Genomic DNA, 21,857 nt, shown 5'->3' on the forward strand with positions numbered 1-21,857 from the left:
CTGTGGGGGTGCGCGTGGTCGTGGTCGTGGGGGTGGTCGGCGGCGTGGCGGTGGCCGTGCTCCTGGTCGTCGGCGGCGTGGACGTGGACGTGGGCGTGGTCGTCCGCGGGGCCGTGAGCCGCGTGGGCGAGTTCGAGTTCGCGGGCGTGCGCGGGCTCGTGGTCGTGGTCGTGGTCGTGGTCGTGATGACGGTCGTGCGGGTGCGGGTGCGGGTGCGGGTGCGCGTGTGCGTGTGCGTGTGGGGCGGGCGCCGTGGGCGCGTGTGCGCGGTTGCGCAGCGCACGGCGTACGAGGCTCGCGCCCGCGAAGGTGACCAGGAGGCCGCTGCCGATGCCCAGCCAGGCGATCACCGAGGGCGCCGCGGCCGAGCCGGCGCTGACCAGCAGGCCGAGGGCGACCACCCCCAGGGTGTGGGTGACCGTCACCGAGGCGGCCAGCGGCATGACGTCACGGAGCCGGGCCCGCCCGCCCCGGGCCGCCGCCGCGGCGGCCATCAGGGTCTTGCCGTGGCCGGGCGCGAGCGCGTGCAGCGCGCCGAGACCGATCGCGATGACCAGGCTGAGCGCGGCGAAGCCGACGGTGAGGTGGTGGCGGGAGACCAGCCCGTCCAGGGCCCGGGTCCAACGGTCGGCGCCGCGCGGCAGCACGGACGCGGCGGGCGCGGCGGCGTGGTCCTCGACGAGCGCGGGCCCGCCCGGACGCGCGCGCACCGACGCGGTCACGGTGTCGGCGGGGGAGGAGAGCAACGCCTTGGGGTAGCTGGTGAGTTCGTGCGAGACGGAGGTCTTCGGCACGTTCGACCCGGTCAGCGTCATCCGGTCGCCGCGCGCGGTGATCTCGCGCCAGCCGGGGCCCGTGGTGACGCCCGCGCTGTGGAAGCTCAGGGCGACCGAGGAGCCCTTGGGCAGCGGGGCCGACAGCCCGCACTCCACACGCAGGGTGTGCAGCCCGGCCTGGCCGGGGCGCAGCTCGGCGTGGCTGCTGGTGACGGTCAGGGTGACCGGCCGCCCGTCCACGGCGACCTGGCTGCCCTCGGCGGCGGCCGCGCAGCGCCGCTCGGCCCAGCGGGCCGTGCCGAGCCGCTTCAGGTCGGGTCCGGCCTGGGTCGCCGGGATCTCGGCCAGGTCCTCGACATGGTCGACCCGCAGCCGGCCGGGGGCGGCCACCAGGCCGTCGTAGCGGTTGACGGTGAAGTTGCCGAGCGGGTGAGCGCTCGCGGCCGCGGTGGGCAGCAGGGTGAGCGCGCCGAGGGCGCCGAGTACGGCGGCGCAGCGCGCCAACAGGCGGCGGCGGGGCCTCACTTCGAGTCCTTCAGGGCCGCGCGGGCGGTGCTCGCGCCGAGCGGCGAGAAGCCGGGATTGAGCTTCAGGGCCGCCGTGAGCGAGGCCCGGCCCTCCGCGGTGTGGTGCGTGGCCAGTTCGATCATGCCGCGGTGGTAGAGGAATGAGGCGTTGTGGTAGCCGGTCGCGGTGGCGCGGCGGGCGTAGCCGAGGGCCTCGGTGTCGTGGCCGTTCACGTGCAGCGCCCAGGCGAGGGCGTCCGCGGTGTGCACGGTGTGCCGACGGGCCCACTCGGCGCGGGCGGCGCGCAGGGCCGCGGCCTTGTCGCCGTGGTCGGCCGCGGCGAGCGCGGTGTCGAGGTCGGCGTTGACGCCGTTGGCCCGGGCCAGCGCGATCCAGGCGTCGACCAGGGCGTACTGGTCGCGGGCGCGGGCCGGGTCGCCCGAGGCGTCGCGGCTCTCGTACATCTCGCCGAGTTCGACGAGCGGGCCGGGCAACGGGTAGCGGGAGACGACCAGTTCCATGCCCTTGATCCCGGCCGCGTGGTCGCCGCTCGCGAACTGGGCCCGGGCGCGGCCCTCCAGGGCGGGCAGGTAGTTGTCGTCGGCGGCGAGGGCGCGCGCGTAGTAGCTGAGCGCCGTCTTGTAGTCGCCCTGGTTCCAGGCGAGTTGACCGAGCTGCGCGGCGACGTAGGCGACGTCGCCGGTGGAGGTGGCGCTGTCGAGGGCCTGGCGCAGCACGCGGCGGGCGGTGGTGACGTCGCCGCTCAGTTCGTGGACGTAGGCGTAGCGGGTGAAGACGGGGACGCCGGGGCGCCGGGTGTCGGCGAGGTCGGCGGCCTTCGACGCCTCGGCGTACCGGCCGAGTTCGACGAGTGCGTCGACCCGGGAGGACAGGGCGCGCTCGCTGTACGGGTCCTGCGCGAGTGCCCGGTCCGCGTAGCCGAGGGCGTCCGCGAACTGGTGCCGGGCGGCGGCGAGGGCGGCCTGTCCGGCGAGCGCCTGGTCGTTGTCCGGCGCGAGCTTCAGGGACTGCTTCAGCGCCTTGGCGGCCTGCGGGTAGCGGGACGGGTCGCCCTTGGTGCGGGCCTGCTCGACGTAGGCGAGGCCGAGGGTCGCCCAGTTGCCGAAGTCCTTGGGCTGAGTGCGCAGATGGGCCTGGATCGCGGCGATGCTCGCGTCGAGGTTCCCGGCCGCGAGCAGTCCGGGCGAGACGGCGTCGGAGGAGGCGGCGACGGTGGCGGCTCCGGGGTCCTGCGCGGCCCCCACGGCGATGGCCCCGCCGGTCAGCGCGACCGCCAGCAGCAGCGCACACCCGGCCAGCTGCGCGGCCCGCCCGGCCCGCCACCGCCGCCCGGCAGCGGAGAACCGCCGCACGGCGACGACGCGTTCGTCTTGGGCCGGGGCTGGGGCTGGGTCCGGGACGACAGGTCCGTCGCCGACCGCGGGGGCGCCGACCGGTCCGCCCTCGGCGGCGACCGGTCCGCCGTCGGCGGGGGCTGCGGCGACCGGTCCGTCCTCGACCGGGGCCGCGGTGGCCGACTGGTCCTCGGCCGGGGCCGCGATGGCCGGCTGGTCCTCCGCCGGGGGCGCGATGGCCGGTCCGTCCCCTGCCGGGACGGCGGCCACCGCTTCGTCTTCGGCGGGTGTCGCGGCGACCGAACCGTCCTCGGCCGGGCTCGTGACGGCCGGTCCGCCCCCGGCCGGGGACGCCACCGTCGGCTCGTCTTCCGTCGGGGTGGCCGCGGCCGGGCCGTGATCGGTCGGGGCGTCCGAGGCCGGGCCGACCTCGGGCCGGGCGTCGGTGGGGGCCCCCTCCCCGGCCGGGGTGGGGGCGATGCGCTCGTCCTCGGGCTCGCTGTCGTTCGTACGCGGGGACATGCCCTCTCCTCGGTCGCCTTGACGGTCGTGCGGGTGGTGCGGAAGGGGTGGCGCGGCCCGCACCGTGGGGGTGGTCGTGCGGGCCGCGCCAGTCGGGTGGGCGCCCGTCAGTACGGACGCGACATGCGCCGGCGCCACCAGGCGAAGGCGACGCCGATCAGCAGGATCCCGGCCGCGCCCGAGGCCGCCGAGGCGGCGATGAGCGTGGTGTTCGAGGTGCCGGAGCCCGACCCGGCGGGCTGGAGCGCGTCGCCGAGCTGGTTGCGCACGTCGGCCCCGCTGGTCGTGCCCTTGGCGAGCGCGCCCCGCGAGCCGGACGTCGGCTCCGACACGTACGGGAAGGACTTCTCGAACGACTTGTCGTTCTTGTCGACCGCGTCACCGAGGTCGTTCTTCGACCCGACGAGCTCGCCCTCCATGACCTGGAGCGCCTCGTCGATGACGTCGTCGGTGAGCCGGCGCCCGTTCGGGAAGCCCGCGTTGTCGCCGTCCAGGACACCGAGTCGCTTGGGCTTGGCCGTCGGCTTGATGGACGTGTTCAGACGGAGCATCTCGGACGGCTTCGCCTGCGGCTGCAGCGTGTTGAGACCCTTGACGCCCGTGAGGAACGCGCTGACGAGGTCGTCGCGGGGCTCGGAGGGCGCCTTGATGTGGTAGATCGCCTCGATGAGCTTGGGCAGTTCCGGGTTGGTGACGTTCTTCAGGAACTGTGCGTCGTCCTTGGGCTGGGACGCGTTGAACTTGTCCTTGTCCTTCTGCGGGTTGACGACCTCGTTGACGAGCGGGTTGCCGAGGCGCGAGACCTGCGCGTAGTAGCCCTGGGCGTTCCTGCGCTGGGTCGTCGCGTAGATGCCGACGGTCGGACGCGAGGCCGACTGCCGGATCAGGTCGTTGGGCACCTGGAGGGCGATCGTGTTGACGTTGTAGCCCTTGAGGGTGTCCCGGCCGACCTCGGAGAGGTTGCCGCCGTACAGCAGGTCGAAGACGCGCAGGTCGGCGAAGAACGGGTCGTCGGCCTGGCCGGCGAAGGTGGTGCTGCCGCCCGCGGTCTTGTAGACGGCCTGGGAACGCAGCTTCGCGTAGTCCGGCATCGATGCCTTGCCGACGTCCGACGGGGCCGCCGGGATGTCGCTGGCGATCCTCGTCGTGTGCTGCTGCTTGCCGTTCTTCAGCTTGATCAGATCGAGGTTGTAGGACTGGGTGACGTTCAGGTCGGGGTCGGTCAGGTTGTCGACCACGCCCGTGTTGTAGAGGAACGTCTTCTTGTTCTTGATCTGGGTCTTGAAGGTGTAGCGGAAGATCAGGTCGTCCAGCGCGTCACCGTTGTTGTCGACGTGGATGTCGTACTGGGCGTCGTCCGCGAACTGGTAGAAGTTCGGGCCGCCGGCCGGTTCCTCGAAGGGGATGTAGTCCGACACGATCGTCGTGGTGTCGGGCTTGTCCGGGCTGACGAACGCGTACAGGTCGGTGTTGTCGTACTGCGGGGTGCCCGAGATGAGCGGGGCCTCCCGGTGACTGGAGGCGGACGCCGCCTCCGGCTGCAACGCGGCCACGCCGGCGGCTGTGAGCCCTCCGGCGGCCAGCGCACCACAGACGAGGGTCACGAGACTGCGCCGTCCCGCGCCGCCCTTGGAGAAGAGAGGTGTCATGCCGTCCGTCCTCAGAGCCAACTTGCTTGACGGTCGGGTCTTCGGAGCCGCCGGCCGGGGCGGATTGGTCGGACCGAAAAAAATCTTTCCGGGGCCTCGCGACCCGCGTTTCGGGTCTTCCGATCCGTAACCCCATCCGGAGGTGGGTGCGTTGCGAATGCCTGGTGTGACGGGACGAGGCCCATGCGGGCACGGAGAGGGGGACCGAGTGGAGGCGGACGAGCTGCTGGTGCTCGTGGCCGGCGGTGACCAGAAGGCTTTTGAACGGCTCTACGCACTGGTGTCCGGGCCGGTGTTCGGGCTGGTGCGGCGGGTGGTGCGCGACCCCGCGCAGACCGAGGAGGTCGCGCAGGAGGTACTGCTCGAACTCTGGCGCTCCGCACCGAGGTTCGACCCCGGCCGGGGCAGCGCCCTGTCCTGGGTGCTCACCCTCGCGCACCGCCGCGCCGTCGACCGGGTGCGCAGCGTCCGGGCCGCGGGCGAGCGCGAGCAGCGTGAGGCCCGGCGCGCCCACAACCCGGCCTTCGACCAGGTGACCGAGGAGGTCGAGGCCGGTCTGGAACGCGAGTGGGTGCGCCGCTGCCTGGACCGCCTGACCGCGCTCCAACGGCAGTCCGTCACCCTCGCCTACTACGACGGCTACACGTACCGTGAGGTGGCCGAACGGCTCTCGCTGCCGCTCGGCACCGTCAAGACCCGGATGCGCGACGGACTCACGCGGCTGCGGGAATGCCTGGGAGGTGCCGTATGAGTCTCCTCGACCGGCTGTTCGGTCGCGAGGACCTGCACTCGCTGGCCGCGCCCTATGCCCTCGACGCCCTGGAGCCGGCCGAACGCGCCCGCTTCGAGAGGCACTTGAAGGACTGCGACAGCTGCGCCGCCGAGGTGCGCGCGCTGTCCGAGGACGCCGTACGGCTCGCCTGGTCCACGGCCGCCCCGGCGCCGGCCGCGCTGCGCGACCGGGTGCTGGCCGCCGTGGCCACCACCGCGCAGGAGTCCGCCAGGACCGACCCGGCGCGCGGCCCCGCCCGCCCGCTGCCGCCGCACGTGTGGGGCGCGCAGCCGCCGCCACGCACCCGTGCCCCGCGCCGGATGCCCGTGTTCGCGCCGTTCGCCACCCTCACGGCCGCGGCCGCGCTCGTGGTCGCCGCGCTCTTCGGCGTGCAGGCCGGCCGGACCCAGGACCGGCTCGACGCCGAACGGGATCACTCCCGTGAGATCGCCCACGTTCTGGCCGCTTCGGACGCACGCGCCAGTACCGGACAGGACGCTGCGGGGCACACGATCGGAGTGATCGCCTCCGCATCGGAGGGCCGCGCCGTCGTCACGCTCAGCGGATACGACGCCCCGCCCAGCGGCCGGGTGCGCCAGTTGTGGCTCATGCGCCCCGGCGCACGACCGCGCTCACTGGGGCTCTTCAGCGACGACACGCCCTTGGTCACCTCCGGGCTTCAGAAGTCGGCCACGTCACTCGCTGTGACGGTGGAACCCGACGGGGGGTCAGCGCAGCCCACTACGCAGCCGATTGTCCAACTCGCCTTGAAATCGGTCGGATTCGGAGAGTAATCATCAACCCCCTTGCGGGGAAGGTGAATCCTGTGGTCGCGATACACGAGTGCCCCTTGGTAGCGATAGGGTTACTCTGCCCGGGGCCGGGTGGACTCGTACGGGTGGGGAGTGACATGGAACAGATAGCAGTGCGCAGGGCTAGGGTCCCTGCCATCACCTGCGGGAGCAGCGCGACCAGTTCGCGCCTCGACCGCCACCTCTCGGTACTGGCGGGCCCCGCCGTGCCGCAGCGGGAAGCGGCCGAGGCGACGTCGCTGATCGTGGAGCTCACCGCTCGGGACACCGCGCTCGACCGCAATGGACGGGTCGCACGCGTGCGCCGACTCTCGCTGTTCGCGCCGCTGCGCCGGCTGCGCCGCTCGCTGTTCGGCGGCAACTGACCCACCGCCGCCACCGGCACAAGGCAACCGACCGTCCCGAGGCCCGCGTTCAGGCAGCCACACCGTCCTGGCGCAACGCTGCGATCCCGTCGTCCGTCATCCCCACGGCACGCAGCAGCGCATCGGTGTGCTGTCCGAGCGCGGGCACGTCCCCCATCCTTGCCGTGTCCCCGCCCGGCAACGTGATCGGGGGCAGCAGTGCCCTGAGCGGCCCCACCGGCGACCCCACCTCACGCCACCGCTCCCGGGCCGCGAGCTGCGGGTGCTCCGCCACCTCCCGTACGTCCCGCAGGCGTGCGCACGCGATGCCCGCGCCCTCCAGCAGCGCCACCGCCTCGTCGCAGCCGAGCGCGCCCAGCGCCTGTGCCACCGCCGCGTCGGTGCGCTCCCGGTTCGCCACCCGCGCCGGGTTTGTGGCGAAGTCCGGATCGGTGCACAACTCCGGCCGCCCGATGACCTGTTCGGCCAGTCGGCGCCACTCCCGGTCGTTCTGCACCGACACCAGCACCCGGCCGCCGTCCGCCGTCGGATAGGCGTCGTACGGCGCGATGACGGCGTGCGCCAGACCGGTGCGCGCCGGGGGAGTGCCCCCGTGCATCGCATGGTGCAGGGGATGGCCCATCCACTCGGCGAGCGCGTCGAGGAGCGACACCTCGACCGGCCCGCCCCGCCCGGTGGCGCCCCGCCGCACCAGCGCCGCCAGCACCCCCGAGAAGGCGTACATGGCCGCCGCGATGTCCGCCGCCGGGATGCCCGCCTTGACCGGCTGTTCCTGCGTCCCGGTCACCGACACCAGGCCCGTCTCGCACTGCACGAGCATGTCGTAGGCCCGCTTGTCCGCGTACGGCCCCGACGGGCCGTATCCCGAGATGTCGACCGCGATCAGGCGCGGGTGCGCGGCGCAGAGCGTGGCCGCGTCGAGGCCGAGCCGGGCGGCCGCCCCCTGCGCGAGGTTCTGCACGAACACGTCCGCACCGGCGATCAGCGCCCGTACGGCGGCCAGGCCGCGCGGGTCCTTCAGGTCCAGGGCGAGGGACTCCTTGCCGCGGTTGCACCACACGAAGTGCGAGGCGAGCCCGGCCGCCGCGGTGTCGTAACCGCGCGCGAAGTCACCGCCGTCGGGCCGCTCGACCTTGATCACCCGGGCGCCGAGGTCGGCCAGCTGCCGGGTGGCGAAGGGCGCCGCGACCGCCTGCTCGACGGCGACGACGGTGATGCCCTCCAGCGGCAGCGGCAGTCGGTCCATGATCGGGATCATGGACCCTGGGTCAGGGCTTTGTCAGCATGTCGACACCGTGCCGTACGCCACGTTCGGATGACGCGAGCCCGCCACGCGGTTCAGAGCAGGGCGAACTGCCCGTCCGGGCCCTCCTCGTGGTGGTCCAGGACCGACGCGGGCCCGCGGCTCGCGGTCGGCGGCGGCAGTATTCCGGCCTCCCGCAGCTCGGCGGCGGTGACGGGATCCGTCGGTTCGTCGGGCGGCTCGGCGGCGGTGGCGCGGGCCGCCGGTTCCCCGTCCTCGTGTCCCTCTCCCGCCTCCGCGAGCAGCGCGAGGACGGTGATCAGTTCGAGCAGCTCCGAGGTCCACGCCTGCGGCCAGGACGCCGGGCGGATCGCCGCCAGCGTGCCCGGCTCCACCGGGCCGGTGCGGGCCGCGAACCACTGCTCCAGCACCCGGACCCCGGCCACCTCGAAGTCCCACGCCCCGGGCGGGACGGGCGAGACACGGCCCTCGTCGAGATGCAGGGCCTCCTCGTCGCGGTCGTAGCGCACGTCGACGGGGCGGGCGGGCAGCGGTGCGCGGACGTAGGGGCGGCGGCCGCCCGGCAGCTTCGGGCGCTCCCCGTCGCGGCGCATCAGCCACAGGACGCGGCGGCCCCGTTCGACCCCCCGCGCCCAGCGGGCCGGGTCCCCGGTGAGCGGCACGGTCAGGTCCGGGCGCACCGCGGCCATCGTCCAGGCCAGGAAGTCCAGCGGCTCCGGGGTGGTGCCGAGCCGGGCGCCGAGGTGGTCGAGCAGGCCCGGCGCCAGATTGGGCTCGGCGCCGCCCGGGCGGCGGAACAGCGGGCGGATGCGGCCGGGCCGCAGCACGGGCGGCAGCGAGGTCGCCAGCAGCGGCGGGCCGCCGGTGCCGGGCGCGGCCGCCGACTCCACGACGAACACCTGGTGTTCGTCCGCCACCCGCCACAACTCCGGCCGCGCGGCGTCGATCAGCCGCTGGTCCGGGATCAGCCACTGCTCGTCGAACGGCGCGTGCAGCACCCGGACCGGCTCCGGGCAGGGGCCGTCGGCGCGGATCAGCCGCTCGGTGCCGGCCGCGCGGCCGGGCAGCTGGCCCACCGCCGAGTGCAGGGTGCGCGCCCGCGTCGGCTCGAACAGGGCTGCGCGGTCCGGGCCCTCGGCCTTCACCAGGGCGTCCCAACGGGCCCTGAGCGATGCGGCGTCGGGCGCCGTCGGCCACCCCCGGCCGAGCCGCGGCGGTGCGACGGACCACGGCATGAGGTCCGCCAGCGGCGGAGCGTCGTCGGGCGTCACGCTGGGCATCGTACGACCTGCCGCCGACAGGACGGCCACGCACGCACGCGTCGGCACAGCGCGCGGGGCGCGGTCCGCACCGTCCGCGTGCGGCCCGGTGGGTGGCTTCCGCGCAGTTCCCCGCGCCCCTTGAGGGGGTGGCGGTCGGTGTCCCGTCTGGGGCGCGGGGAACCGCGCGAGCGTCCACGGCGGGCCCGCGGGAGTCATGGGCGCTCGCCGCCCGTGTGCGGGACGGGGCCCCCGGGGTCCCGGGGGCCGATGCCCGGGTCAGACCGCGTCGAGGGTGACCGTGAAGGCGAAACGGTCGCCCCGGTAGTGGATGACGGCCACGTCCAGTGGTCTGCCGTCCTCGTCGTAGGTGATCCCCGTGTAGTGCAGGATCGGGCTGAGCAGCGGGACTTCGAGCAGCCGCGCCGTCTCCGGGTCGGCGAGCCGGGCCTCCACCGTGTCCGTGATGCGGCTGATGTCCACGCCGACGACATCCCGCAGCACCTTGGTCATCGGCCACCGCACCAGGTCGTCGAGGTCGACCCGCTCGGCGACCTCGGGCCGTACGAAGTTGCGGGCGTGGTTGGTGGGTTCGCCGGTCTTCTCGTCGCTGCGCAGCCGGTGGTAGGCCGCGACCTCGGCGAGGTCCGGGAAGTGCTCGGCGAGTTCGGCCGGCACGGGCACCGGGCCGTGCTCCAGCAGCCGGGTCGTCATGCCGGACTGCTGGGCGACGATCGCGTCCACCGAGCCCAGCAGCCGCACCGGAGTGCCCCGGTGCACGCTCGGCTCGATGAACGTGCCCCGGCGGCGGTGCCGGGTGATGAGCCCCTCCTCCTCCAGCTCCTTCAGCGCCTGCCGCATGGTCAGCACGCTCACGCCGTAGTGCTCCGCGAGCCGCTCCTCGGTCGGCAGCCGCAGCGGGTCGTGCGGCGAGCGGCCCAGTATCGAGGCGCGCAGCGACTGCGAGACCTGGTACCAGAGCGGCAGCTTGCGGTTCAGGACGATCGAGTCAGGTGCGAAGGAGGTCACGGGGCAATCCGTACCTGTCGGGCTTCCATCAGTGCAAGAGGGGCGGGGCGGGGGCGCGGCGCGGGGGCGCCGGCCGCCGTTCAGGGAGCCGGGCGGAAGTGGCGCTCCAGGCCGCGCCAGACGTCGTCGTAGTGGCGCTGGAGATGGTCCGCGCCCGCCGCGTGCTGGGTGAGCGTCACCGGCCAGCGCGTCTCGAACATGAACGCCAGGCCGTCGTCGATCTTCTGCGGCCTCAGCTCCGCCGCGCTGGCCCGGTCGAACGTCTCCTGGTCCGGCCCGTGCGCCGACATCATGTTGTGGAGCGAGCCGCCGCCCGGCACGAAGCCCTCGGCCTTGGCGTCGTACGCGCCCTCGATCAGGCCCATGTACTCGCTCATCACGTTCCGGTGGAAGTACGGCGGCCGGAAGGTGTCCTCGCCCACCAGCCAGCGCGGCGCGAACACCACGAAGTCGACGCCCGCGAGGCCCGGGGTGTCGGAGGGCGCGGTGAGCACCGTGAAGATCGACGGGTCGGGGTGGTCGTACGAGATCGAGCCGATGACGTTGAAGCGGCGCAGGTCGTAGACGTAGGGCACGTGGTTGCCGTGCCAGGCGACCACGTCGAGCGGCGAGTGGTCGTACGTCGCCGTCCAGAGGTTGCCGCAGAACTTGTTCACCACCTCGACCGGTCCCTCGACGTCCTCGTAGGCGGCGACCGGCGCGCGGAAGTCGCGGGCGTTCGCGAGGCCGTTGGCGCCGATCGGGCCGAGGTCGGGGAGGCGGAACGGCGCGCCGTAGTTCTCGCAGACGTAGCCGCGGGCGCTCGGGGCGGCGGTGCCGTCCGGGGCGGCGTCGAGCAGCTCCACCCGGAACCGCACCCCGCGCGGGATCAGGGCGACCTCGCCCGGCTCCACGCCGAGCAGCCCGAACTCCGTGCGCAGCAGGAGCCCGCCGCGCTCGGGCACGATCAGCAGCTCGCCGTCCGCGTCGCTGAAGACCCGGTCCATGGAGGCGTTGGCGTGGTAGAGGTGCACGGCCATGCCGCTGCGCTGGGCGGCGTCGCCGTTGCCGCCGAGGGTCCACAGGCCGGCGAGGAAGTCGGTGCCGTCCGTGGGCTCCGGCAGCGGGTTCCAGCGCAGCCGGTTGGGGTCCGGCACGGACTCGGCGAACGGGGCCGTACGGATCCAGCCGTTGTGCGTGTGCGTGAACGCCGGGTGCGCCGCCGAGGGGCGGATCCGGTACAGCCAGGAGCGGCGGTTGTGGGCGCGCGGCTCGGTGAACGCCGAACCGCTCAGCTGCTCCGCGTAGAGCCCGAGGGGCGCGCGCTGCGGGGCGTTCCGTCCCTCGGGCAGGGCTCCGGGCACCGCCTCCGAGGCGTGCTCATTGCCGAAACCGGACAAATAGGCCAGTCCCTCGGCGGTCTTCCGTGCGTCCCCGGTCATGATCGCTCCCTTGCCATCCGATTCCTATGTATCACCGTAGGATTGCGGTTTCGCGGGCGCAAGAGGGCGATGCGGGGCGCGGCGCGGGACGCGGTACGGGCGCGGTGAGCGTGGGGGAACCCGGCCTCGGGGGGATCCCGTTGTCGGACCGTTGTTCTACGCTCCCGGGCATGTCGTGGACGCGTGGGGGTCTCGCCGCGCTCGCCGCCTGTGTCCTGCTGCTGGCCGGACCGACGGGCTGCGGCTCCGGCGAGGCGCACGGGAGGAACGAGCCGGACGGTGCCTCGCCCTCGCCGGTGGGCAGGCTCCTGGACCGCACCGACGAGGAGGGGCGGCACTACCGCGAGGTCGCCGCGAAGGGCGCGCCCGAGGTGCGGGTCGAGGTGGAGCCCGACGCGGAGGACAGCTGGGACGTCCGGCTCGCGGTGCGCAACTTCCGCTTCTCGCCCACGGGCACACCCGCGCGGGCCGTCGCCGGTCGCGGCCTCGCCTACCTCTACGTCGACGGCGCCCCGGTCGACGTACTGCGCGGGCCCGCCCACCGGCTGCCGGCCGGGCTGGTCCCGCGCGGCACCCACCACGTCACCGCCCGCCTCTACGCCGACGACGGCACGGTGTGGGCGGTGCACGGCAGGCCGATCGAGAGCACGGCGGACATCACGGAATCGCCTGCGGTGGGGCTCACGGGGCCGGCGGTCTCCCCTGCGGCGGGGCTCGGACGACTGTGCGGTTGTCCGGCTGCGGGTACGTCGTGGCTGATCGCGCAGTTCCCCGCGCCCCTTTGAGGGCGCGGGGAACTGCGCGATCAGCCCCACCGGCCCGCAGAGGTCCAGGCGCCGGCGCCGGTACGGTGGACACCATCCGTATCACGCACGTGACGGCCCGTGCGGTGAGTGTGTCGGCCCGGCTTCCCCGTACCGAAGGGCACAGTTCACCGGACGGCGCCGGAAAGGCATCATGAAGCCCGTGTCCCATGCGACCTCGCTCCGACGCGCGCCCGTGCAGCGGCGCAGCGCCGAACGACTCACCCGCATCCTCGACGCGTGCGCCGAACTCCTCGACGAGGTCGGCTACGACGCCCTGAGCACGCGGGCGGTCGCGCTGCGCGCAGGCGTGCCCATCGGATCGGTCTACCGCTTCTTCGGCAACAAGCGGGCGATGGCCGACGCCCTCGCGCAGCGCAACCTGGAGCGCTACTCCGAGCGCGTCGTACAGCGGCTCGGCGGGGCGCGGCCCGGCGACTGGCGGGCCGCGATGGCCGCCGTGCTCGACGAGTACATCGCGATGAAGCGCACCGCGCCCGGCTTCTCCCTCGTCGACTTCGGCAACCAGATCCCCGTCGGCGCCCGGGACAGCGAGCCCAACACCCGCGTCGCCGACCGGCTCACCGACCTGCTCTCCGGGCATCTCGACCGCACGCCCGACGACGATCTGCGGCGCGTGTTCCTGGTCGCCGTGGAGACCGCCGACACCCTCGTCCACCTGGCCTTCCGGATGTCACCCGAGGGCGACCCGAAGATCATCGAGGAGACGCGGGAGATCCTCCAGGCGTATCTGGCGCGCGTGCTGGACTGATCCCCCTCCGGCAGGTTCGCGACCTCACCCCCGGGAGACCTCCCCTCCCTGCATACCGGTCGGTATGCTCTCTCGCGCCAGGAGCGCCACCGCCGCCGCCCACCGTGGAGGACCCGTGTCCCGCACCGCATTGCGTATCTGCCCCTTGTGCGAGGCCACCTGCGGCCTGACCCTGACCATCGACGGCACCCGCGTCACCGGAGCGCGCGGCGACCGCGACGACGTCTTCAGCAAGGGCTTCATCTGCCCCAAGGGCGCCTCCTTCGGCGCCGTCGACGCCGACCCCGACCGGCTGCGCACCCCGCTCGTGCGCCGCGACGGCGAACTGCGCGAGGCCACCTGGGAGGATGCCTTCGACGCGGTCGCGGCCGGACTGCGGCCGGTCGTCGAGCGGCACGGCCCGCACGCCGTGGGTGTCGTGCTCGGCAACCCCACCGTGCACACCATGGCCGGCGGCCTCTACCCGCCCGTGCTGCTCGCCGGTCTCGGCACCCGCTCGGTCTTCACCGCCTCCACCGTGGACCAGATGCCCAAGCACGTCTCCAGCGGACTGCTCTTCGGCGACGCCTACGCGATCCCCGTGCCGGACCTGGACCGCACCGACCATCTGCTGCTGATCGGCGCCAACCCCCTGGAGTCCAACGGGAGTCTGTGCACCGCCCCGGACTTCCCGGGCCGACTCAAGGCGCTGCGCGCCCGCGGCGGCACCCTCACCGTCATCGACCCGCGCCGCACCCGCACCGCCAAGCTCGCCGACCGGCACATCGCGATCCGGCCCGGCGCCGACGCGCTGCTGCTCGCGGCGACCGCCCAGGTCCTGTTCGAGGAAGGGCTGGTCGCCCTGGGCGAGTTGACCCCGCACGTCGAGGGAATCGACGAACTGCGGCACGCCGTACGGGACTTCACCCCCGAAGCGGTGGCGCAGGCGTGCGACGTGGACGCCGGCACGATCCGGGCACTCGCCCGCGAGCTGGCCGCCGCCCGCACCGCCGCCGTCTACGCCCGCATCGGCACCTGCACGGTCCCGCACGGCACCCTCGCCAGCTGGCTGGTGGACGTCCTCAACGTCCTCACCGGGAACCTCGACCGGCCGGGCGGCGCGCTCTTCCCGCAGGCCGCCACCGACCGGACCCCCCGCCCGGCCGGACCCGGGCGGGGCTTCACGCTCGGCCGCTGGCACTCGCGGGTCGGCAACCACCCCGAGGCGAAGGGCGAGTTGCCGCTCTCCGCGCTCGCCGAGGAGATCGACACCGCGACGCCGGAGGGCGAACCGGTCCGCGCGCTGATCGCGATCGCCGCCAACCCCGTGCTGTCCGCGCCGGACGGCGCCCGCCTCGACAAGGCCCTGGACGGCCTGGACTTCATGGTCAGCGTCGACCCGTACCTGAACGAGACCGCGCGCCACGCGGACGTCGTACTGCCGCCGCCCCCGCCCGCCCAGTCCCCGCACCACGACTTCGCGTTCAACACCCTCGCCGTGCGCAACCAGGTCCGCTACACCCGCCCCGCGATCCCGCTGGAGCCCGGCCGGATGGCCGAGACGGAGATCCACGCCCGGCTGATCCTGGCCGCGACCGGGATGCACGGCGCCGACCCGTCGGCCGTCGACGACCTGGTGATCGGCCAGACCCTCGGCAAGGCGGTGAAGGAGGCCCACTCGCCCGTGCACGGCCGGGACCCCCGCGAGCTGGCCGCGCTCCTCACCGGCGACAACGGCCCCGAGCGGCGGCTCGACCTGATGCTGCGCCTCGGCCCCTACGGCGACGGCTTCGGCGCCCGCCCGGACGGACTGAGCCTCGCCCGCCTCCTGGACCACCCGCACGGCATCGACCTGGGACCGCTCGGCCCGCGGCTGCCGCAGCCGCTGAGGACCCCGAGCGGCAGGATCGAACTGCTGCCGGGGCCGATCGCCGACGATCTGCCGCGGCTGCGCGCGGCCCTCGCCGAGCCGCCCGCCGAACTCGTCCTGGTCGGCCGCCGCCATCTGCGCTCCAACAACAGCTGGATGCACAACGTGCCCGCCCTGACCGGCGGTTCGAACCGTTGCACCCTGCACATCCACCCGGAGGACGCCGAGCGCCTCGGGGTGAGCGACGGCGCGCCGGTGCGGGTGCGGGGCGCCGGGGGAGAGGTCACCGCGCCGGCCGAGGTCACCGACGGCGTGCGCCGGGGCGTGGTGAGCCTCCCGCACGGCTGGGGCCACGACCGGCCCGGCACCCGGCTCCGGCACGCCGGCACCGACCCGGGCGTCAACGTGAACCAACTCCTCGACGGCAGCCTGCTGGACCCGCTGTCGGGCAACGCGGTCCTCAACGGGGTGCCGGTGGACGTCGCGGCCGTCTCCTGAACGGGTTTCGGGGGAACCGTTCCTGACGGGATGGCGGGCCCGCTCCTGGGAGCGGCCCCGGTCCCGCCCCTGAGCTGCGCCGTTGGTCCGGTCGGGGGACACCGGAGGATCTTACGGCGTCGCCTGCGTGCTTCCCGGCACGGTCATGACACAGAGTCAGAGAAGTGAGATTTGTATGAAAATCATCTGACTCGGAGGGAAGCGCATGCTCATTCCATCCCGTCCACGCCGCGCCGGGGCGCGGATCGCGGCCGCGGCGGTCCTGACCGCCGCCGCGTCCAGCGCCCTGGCCGGGGCGCCCGCCGCGGTCGCCGCCCCGGGCGACAACGGGGACGTCAAGATCCACGAGGTGGGCACGCCTTTCACCGACGAGCGGAACCAGCCGAAGGTCTGTCACTTCTATCTGGACGCCTTCGCCTTCGACACCGTCCAGCGGATCACCTGGACCATCGAGACCCAGCCCACGGTCCCCGGCGGCCCCACCCGGAACGGCGGGATCACCCTCGTCGGCGGCGTGGGCCACACCGAGCCCGTCGCGGACCTGCCCGACGGCATGTACAAGCTGACCTGGCAGATCGTGGGCGGCACCGGCGCGGGCAAGCACAAGGTGTTCCAGGTGGACTGCCAGCCGTCCTCCGCCTCGCCGAGTCCGTCCGGCTCGGCCGGCTCCCCGGGCCCGAGCGCCTCCCCGGTCTCGACCGGCCGTCCCACCGGCCGCCCGACCGGCCCGGTGATCGCGCCCAACGGCGGCCCGCCGGCGGGCGGTGGCGGCCTGGCCCGCTCCGAGGCGTTCAGCCCGGTCGCCGGTGCCGCGGCCGTGGGCCTCGCGACGGTCGCGGGAGTGGTCTGGTACCGGCTCCGCCGACGCACGCATGGCGCGTCGTAGGCGCCGCAGGCCCTGGTACCGCACGCGGCTCTACCGCCTGACGAGGACGGCCGTCCTGGCCGCCTCGCTGGTGGCGGGCGGCGTCTGGTGGGCCGACGACGGGGACTCCGGCGCGGCGACAGCCGCGCCGGGCCCCGCCCGGCCCGCGGGCGCCCCCCTGGCCACCGGGTCCCGTACGGGATCGGGCGCCGCCTCCGGTACGGCACCGGATGCCGCGTCCGACGGCCGGCATCCCGGGGCCGGACCGCACGCCGACGGGCACCATGCCCGGCGCACCGGGGCCGGACCGCACGCCGAGGGGCGGGGTGCCCGGCGCGCCGGGTCCGGTGTCCGGCAGGCCCCGCCCCGCCGCACCGCGGCCCCCTCCCGGGCGCCCGCCCCGCCGCGCCCGCTGCCGCGCTCCCGGGCCGTCCGGCTGGGCGTGCCCCACCTCGGCATCGACGCCCCGGTCATCGACCTCGGCCTCGACGCGCACCACCGGATGACCGCGCCGCCGGACGACGACCCGGACTCCGTCGGCTGGTTCGCGGGCGGACCGAGCCCCGGCGAGCCGGGCACCGTCGTCCTGGTCGGCCACCGCGACACGACGACCGGGCCCGCGGTCTTCGCGGCCCTCGCGCAGTTGGGTCCCGGCCGGCTGATCGAGGCCCGGCGCGCCGACGGTCGTACCGCCGTCTACACCGTCGACGCCGTACGCACCTTCGACAAGGCGCACTTCCCGAGCGCCGAGGTCTACGGCGCCCGCACGCGGCCCGAGTTGCGGCTGATCACCTGCGGCGGCGTCTACGAGCGTCGGACGGGCTACTCCGGCAACATCGTCGTCTTCGCCCACCTCACCGCGATCCGCGGCCCACGGCATTGAGCGTCACCTGCGGGCCGGTGGTGCCCGTTCGCGCAGTTCCCCGCGCCCCTTCAGGGCGTGCGTGCCCCGGCATTGAGGTTCACCTGCGGGCCGGTGGCCCCCGCTCGCGCAGTTCCCCGCGCCCCTTCGGGGGCTGCGTCGGTAGCTTTTCAGGGGCGCGGGGAACTGCGCGAACGGCCCCCACCGGCCCGCAGCCGAGCGACGACCCCTCCCGCACCCCGGCGGACGCCGAAACGTGAGCCTCCGTTTCCGCGCGCAGCGGACCGCGCGTCCGATCCCGTCACAGGCCTTCCCCCGAGCGCACACATTCCGTTAGCTTCCGTGACTCACAGGCCCCGTGCGTCCACGGGGCATCCGCAGCGGCAAGCGCCCAGTGAGCCCCCGGGGGCACCGGTCATGACACGCGCCATCTCCCTGCACGACGTGAGCAAGACCTACACGCGAGGCGCCCGCGTGGTGGACCGGCTGTCGCTGGACATCGCGCCGGGCGAGTTCCTCGTGCTGCTCGGCCCGTCCGGATGCGGCAAGTCGACCGTGCTGCGCATGATCGCCGGACTGGAGGAGATCACCGAGGGACAGCTCCTGCTCGACGGGGAGCCGGCCAACGACTGGGCGCCGTCCGGCCGCGACATGGCGATGGTCTTCCAGAACTTCGCCCTCTACCCGACCATGACCAGCCGCGACAACATCGGCTTCCCGCTGCGCATCGAGACGCCCGGCGCCGATCCGCGCGACCGGGTCGACGCGACCGCGCGGATGCTCGGCATCGAGGACCTCCTCGACCGCTTCCCGAGCCAGCTCTCCGGCGGCGAACGGCAGCGCGTGGCCATGGGCCGGGCCATCGCCCGCCACCCGTCCGCGTTCCTGATGGACGAGCCGCTGTCCAACCTCGACGCCAAGCTCCGCAACCGGCTGCGCGCCGAAATAGCCAAGCTCACCCAGGAGTTGGGTGTCACCACGGTGTACGTCACCCACGACCAGGCCGAGGCCATGTCGCTCGGCGACCGGGTCGCCGTGCTGCGCGGCGGGCTGCTCCAGCAGATCGGCAGTCCCCGCGAGGTCTACGCCCTGCCCCGCAACGTCTTCGTCGCCGCCTTCATCGGGACCCCGCGGATCAACCTGCTGCGCGGCCTGGTACGCGCGCCGCTCGACGGGGCGATGACCATCAGCCTGGGCAAGCAGTATCTGCGGCTTCCCGAACCGCTGTCCCTGGACCACCAGTTGCTCCGCGTGCAGCAGGGGCGCGAGGTGATCGTCGGGCTGCGGTCGGAGGCGGTGCGGATCGCCAAGCCGTCCGCTGCGCGCGCCGGGGAGGTCGTGCTCACCGGGCTGGTGGAACACGTGGAGTTCCAGGGCCACGAGGTGCTGGTGCACTTCAACACCGGTTCGCGGCCGGCCGTCGTACCGGAGCTGGAGGCGCCGCGGCCGAGTGAGCGGCCGGTGCGGCGGCGGCGCCGGGAGGGGGCGGGGGTGCTCGACCGGCTGAAGGGGCGGGCGGGGGCGCTCCGCGCGGGGCCGGTGGTGGTGCTGGATCAGCCGGACGGCGACGAGGGGGGCGGTGCGGCCTCGCCCGAGCCGCGGCTGCCGGGGGATCTCGTGGTGCGGACCACGCCGGACATCCGGTTGCGGCACGGGATGCAGGTGCCGTTGCTGGTGGACATCGGGCATCTGTTCGTCTTCGACCAGCATGGGGAGCGGATCTGTCCGTCGCCGGACAGATTGCCGGACCTGGACGCGTGACGGCTCTCCGGCCGTGGCGTGCTGCCGGGGGCTGCCGCCCCCGGGACCCCCGCTCGGGCGGCGGGCGGGCCGAACGTGCCTATGGTGGCGGGAGACGTCTGGCGCCGGAAAACTATCGCCGCTAGTTTGTGTGTCCGGACGACTCGGTCCGCCCGGGAGGAACAGTGATGAAGGCACACGACGCCCTGTACGTGGACGGCGCCTGGCGCCCCGCCTCGGGGCCGGAGCTGATCGACGTGGTGAATCCGGCCGACGAGCAGGTCATCGGCCAGGTTCCCGCCGCCACCGCCGAGGACGTGGACACCGCCGTACGGGCCGCCCGCGCCGCACTCCCCGGCTGGGCCGCGACTCCGCCCGCCGAGCGGGCCGCCCGACTGACCGCCCTGCGGGACGCCCTCGCCGCCCGCAAGGATGAGATCGCCGATACGGTCACCGCGGAGCTCGGCTCGCCGCTCTCGTTCTCGAAGAACGTGCACGCGGCCGTGCCCGTCGCCGTCGCCGGTTCCTACGCGGAGCTGGCCGCGTCGTACGCCTTCGAGGAGCGGATCGGCAACTCGGTCGTGCACCACGAGCCGGTCGGCGTGGTCGGCGCCATCACGCCCTGGAACTACCCGCTCCACCAGATCGTCGCCAAGGTCGCCCCGGCGCTCGCCGCGGGCTGCACCGTCGTGCTGAAGCCCGCCGAGGACACCCCGCTGGTGGCGCAGCTGTTCGCCGAGGCGGTGCACGAAGCCGGCGTCCCCGCGGGTGTGTTCAACCTCGTCACCGGCCTCGGGCCGGTCGCCGGGCAGGCGCTGGCGGAGCACCCCGGCGTCGACCTGGTCTCCTTCACCGGGTCCACCGCGGTGGGCCGCCGTATCGGCGCGATCGCGGGCGCCGCGGTCAAGCGGGTCGCCCTGGAGCTCGGCGGCAAGTCCGCCAACGTCATCCTGCCCAGCGCCGACCTGGCCAAGGCGGTCAACGTCGGCGTCGCCAACGTGATGTCCAACTCCGGTCAGACGTGCAGCGCGTGGACCCGGATGCTGGTGCACGAGGACCAGTACGACGAGGCCGTCGCGCTGGCCGCGGCCGCCGCCGCCAAGTACGGCGACCGCATCGGCCCGGTCGTCAACGCCAAGCAGCGCGAGCGGGTGGCCGGTTACATCGACCAGGGCGTCACCGAGGGCGCCAGGCTGGTCGCCGGCGGCTCCGAACCGCCGCGCGAGAAGGGCTACTTCGTCAGCCCGACCGTGTTCGCGGACGTCACGCCCGAGATGACGATCGCGCAGGAGGAGATCTTCGGCCCGGTGCTGAGCCTGCTGCGCTACCGCGACGAGGAGGACGCCCTGCGCATCGCCAACGGCACGGTGTACGGCCTCGCGGGCGCGGTGTGGGCGGGCGACGAGGCCGAGGCGGTCGCCTTCGCCCGCCGGATGGACACCGGTCAGGTCGACATCAACGGCGGCCGCTTCAACCCCCTTGCCCCGTTCGGGGGTTACAAGCAGTCGGGCGTCGGCCGGGAACTCGGCCCGCACGGCCTCACCGAGTACCTCCAGACGAAGTCCTTCCAGTTCTGATCCCCGTTCCTGATCCAGGTTGGAGTCGCGCCCCATGACCGTACGTGCCGCCGTCCTGCCCGCCGTCGGTGCCCCGCTGGAGATCACCGCGATCGAGCTGCCCGCACCCGGCCCCGGCCAGGTCCGGGTGCGCCTCGCCGCCGCGGGGGTCTGCCACTCCGACCTGTCCCTGACGAACGGCACCATGCGGGTGCCGGTCCCGGCGGTCCTCGGCCACGAGGGCGCGGGCACGGTCGTCGCGGTCGGCGAGGGCGTCACCCACCTGGCGCCCGGCGCCGAGGTCGTCCTCAACTGGGCTCCCTCCTGCGGCCGTTGTCACGCCTGCTCGCTCGGGGAGGTCTGGCTGTGCGCCAACGCCCTGAACGGCGCCGCCGAGGTGTACGCCCGCACCGCCGACGGCACCGACCTGCACCCCGGCCTGAACGTCGCCGCGTTCGCCGAGGAGACGGTCGTCCCCGCGCACTGCGCCCTGCCGCTGCCCGCCGGGGTGCCGCTCACCGACGCGGCGCTGCTCGGCTGCGCGGTCCTCACCGGCTACGGCGCCGTCCACCACTCCGCCCAGGTCCGCCCCGGTGAGACGGTCGCCGTGTTCGGCGTGGGCGGGGTGGGGCTCGCGACCCTCCAGGCCGCCCGGATCGCCGGAGCGGAGAAGATCGTGGCGGTCGACGTCTCCCCGGCCAAGGAGGAACTTGCTCGCGCGGCCGGGGCGACGGAGTTCCTCGTCGCCTCCGACGACACCCCGCGCACGATCCGCGGCCTCACCGGCAAGCAGGGCGTCGACGTCGCCGTCGAGTGTGTGGGCCGCGCGGTCAGCATTCGCGCGGCCTGGGACTCCACGCGGCGGGGCGGCCGTACGACGGTGGTCGGCATCGGCGGCAAGAGCGAACAGGTCACCTTCAACGCCCTGGAGATCTTCCACTGGGGTCGCACCCTCGCGGGCTGCGTCTACGGCAACTCCGACCCGGCCGCCGACCTGCCGGTGCTCGCGGAACACGTGCGCGCGGGCCGGCTCGACCTCGGGGCGCTGGTGACCGAGCGGATCGGTCTGGAGGGGATCCCGGCGGCGTTCGCGAACATGGAGGCGGGCAAGGGCGGACGGGCACTGGTGGTGTTCTGACGGGTCCGCGCGAACCCCGGCCCGTGTTCCGCGGGTCCGGGCC

The 21,857-nt window shown here is 74.1% G+C and carries 18 protein-coding genes; 11 read left to right on the forward strand and 7 right to left on the reverse strand.

All coding sequences use genetic code 11. From position 1 onward, the window contains the following. The 3 genes from WN71_RS18905 to WN71_RS18915 form a co-directional block, all read right to left on the reverse strand. Positions 1 to 1,301 (reverse strand): nickel transporter (locus WN71_RS18905; RefSeq protein ID WP_071369862.1); only part of this gene is annotated, 1,301 nt, incomplete at its 3' end. Continuing rightward, positions 1,298 to 3,160: a tetratricopeptide repeat protein gene (locus WN71_RS18910; protein ID WP_046584144.1), complete on the reverse strand. Its 1,863-nt coding sequence runs from the start codon at positions 3,158 to 3,160 to the stop codon at positions 1,298 to 1,300. The genes WN71_RS18905 and WN71_RS18910, both read right to left, overlap by 4 nt. A gap of 107 nt (positions 3,161 to 3,267) precedes the next feature. Further along, positions 3,268 to 4,809: a DUF4331 domain-containing protein gene (locus tag WN71_RS18915; protein WP_046584143.1), complete on the reverse strand. Its 1,542-nt coding sequence runs from the start codon at positions 4,807 to 4,809 to the stop codon at positions 3,268 to 3,270. Between the two features lie 208 nt (positions 4,810 to 5,017). On the opposite strand from WN71_RS18915, the gene WN71_RS18920 reads away from it, so the two are divergent. From WN71_RS18920 to WN71_RS18930, 3 genes are all read left to right on the forward strand, one after another. Next, complete coding sequence (locus WN71_RS18920) at positions 5,018 to 5,560, forward strand: sigma-70 family RNA polymerase sigma factor (protein ID WP_046584142.1); 543 nt, start codon at positions 5,018 to 5,020, stop codon at positions 5,558 to 5,560. Beyond that, positions 5,557 to 6,375 carry an anti-sigma factor gene (locus WN71_RS18925; RefSeq protein ID WP_046584141.1) on the forward strand — a complete coding sequence of 273 codons (819 nt, stop codon included), beginning with the start codon at positions 5,557 to 5,559 and terminating at the stop codon, positions 6,373 to 6,375. The genes WN71_RS18920 and WN71_RS18925 overlap by 4 nt, the downstream gene beginning before the upstream one ends. 116 nt (positions 6,376 to 6,491) lie before the next feature. Then, complete coding sequence (locus tag WN71_RS18930) at positions 6,492 to 6,758, forward strand: hypothetical protein (protein WP_046584140.1); 267 nt, start codon at positions 6,492 to 6,494, stop codon at positions 6,756 to 6,758. Positions 6,759 to 6,807: 49 nt separating this feature from the next. On the opposite strand, the gene WN71_RS18935 is transcribed toward WN71_RS18930, so the two are convergent. From WN71_RS18935 to hmgA, 4 genes are all read right to left on the reverse strand, one after another. After that, positions 6,808 to 8,004 (reverse strand): CaiB/BaiF CoA transferase family protein, encoded by a 1,197-nt coding sequence (locus tag WN71_RS18935; RefSeq protein ID WP_046584208.1) that lies wholly within the window; start codon positions 8,002 to 8,004, stop codon positions 6,808 to 6,810. Between the two features lie 92 nt (positions 8,005 to 8,096). Beyond that, positions 8,097 to 9,302, reverse strand: a complete 1,206-nt coding sequence (locus tag WN71_RS18940) for a type ISP restriction/modification enzyme (RefSeq protein WP_046584139.1) — start codon at positions 9,300 to 9,302, stop codon at positions 8,097 to 8,099. Positions 9,303 to 9,560: 258 nt separating this feature from the next. Then, entirely contained in the window at positions 9,561 to 10,310 is a 750-nt protein-coding gene (locus WN71_RS18945; RefSeq protein WP_046593050.1) for a GntR family transcriptional regulator, read from the reverse strand. An 80-nt stretch (positions 10,311 to 10,390) separates the two neighbouring features. After that, positions 10,391 to 11,731 carry a homogentisate 1,2-dioxygenase gene (gene hmgA, locus WN71_RS18950; protein ID WP_046590420.1) on the reverse strand — a complete coding sequence of 447 codons (1,341 nt, stop codon included), beginning with the start codon at positions 11,729 to 11,731 and terminating at the stop codon, positions 10,391 to 10,393. 170 nt (positions 11,732 to 11,901) lie between these two features. Here hmgA and WN71_RS18955 point away from each other — a divergent pair, with 170 nt between their 5' ends. The 8 genes from WN71_RS18955 (at position 11,902) to WN71_RS18990 (ending at position 21,814) form a co-directional block, all read left to right on the forward strand. Next, positions 11,902 to 12,516: a hypothetical protein gene (locus tag WN71_RS18955; RefSeq protein WP_046590419.1), complete on the forward strand. Its 615-nt coding sequence runs from the start codon at positions 11,902 to 11,904 to the stop codon at positions 12,514 to 12,516. 172 nt (positions 12,517 to 12,688) lie between these two features. Then, complete coding sequence (locus WN71_RS18960) at positions 12,689 to 13,306, forward strand: TetR/AcrR family transcriptional regulator (RefSeq protein WP_046590418.1); 618 nt, start codon at positions 12,689 to 12,691, stop codon at positions 13,304 to 13,306. 115 nt (positions 13,307 to 13,421) lie between these two features. Continuing rightward, complete coding sequence (locus WN71_RS18965; protein WP_046590417.1) at positions 13,422 to 15,653, forward strand: molybdopterin oxidoreductase family protein; 2,232 nt, start codon at positions 13,422 to 13,424, stop codon at positions 15,651 to 15,653. A gap of 205 nt (positions 15,654 to 15,858) precedes the next feature. Continuing rightward, on the forward strand, positions 15,859 to 16,539 hold the full coding sequence (locus tag WN71_RS18970) for a hypothetical protein (RefSeq protein ID WP_046590416.1): 681 nt from the start codon (positions 15,859 to 15,861) through the stop codon (positions 16,537 to 16,539). Then, entirely contained in the window at positions 16,526 to 17,401 is an 876-nt protein-coding gene (locus WN71_RS18975; protein ID WP_046590415.1) for a class F sortase, read from the forward strand. Before WN71_RS18970 ends, WN71_RS18975 begins: the two co-directional genes overlap by 14 nt. Before the next feature lie 396 nt (positions 17,402 to 17,797). Beyond that, positions 17,798 to 19,141, forward strand: a complete 1,344-nt coding sequence (locus tag WN71_RS18980; RefSeq protein ID WP_046590414.1) for an ABC transporter ATP-binding protein — start codon at positions 17,798 to 17,800, stop codon at positions 19,139 to 19,141. A 167-nt stretch (positions 19,142 to 19,308) separates the two neighbouring features. Next, a complete protein-coding gene (locus WN71_RS18985) occupies positions 19,309 to 20,697 on the forward strand; it encodes an aldehyde dehydrogenase family protein (protein WP_046590413.1) in 1,389 nt (462 codons plus the stop codon). Positions 20,698 to 20,731: 34 nt separating this feature from the next. Further along, on the forward strand, positions 20,732 to 21,814 hold the full coding sequence (locus WN71_RS18990) for a Zn-dependent alcohol dehydrogenase (RefSeq protein ID WP_046590410.1): 1,083 nt from the start codon (positions 20,732 to 20,734) through the stop codon (positions 21,812 to 21,814). The last annotated feature ends 43 nt before the right edge of the window (positions 21,815 to 21,857 follow it).

Source organism: Streptomyces mangrovisoli, from assembly GCF_000974985.2.
Taxonomy (GTDB): domain Bacteria; phylum Actinomycetota; class Actinomycetes; order Streptomycetales; family Streptomycetaceae; genus Streptomyces; species Streptomyces mangrovisoli.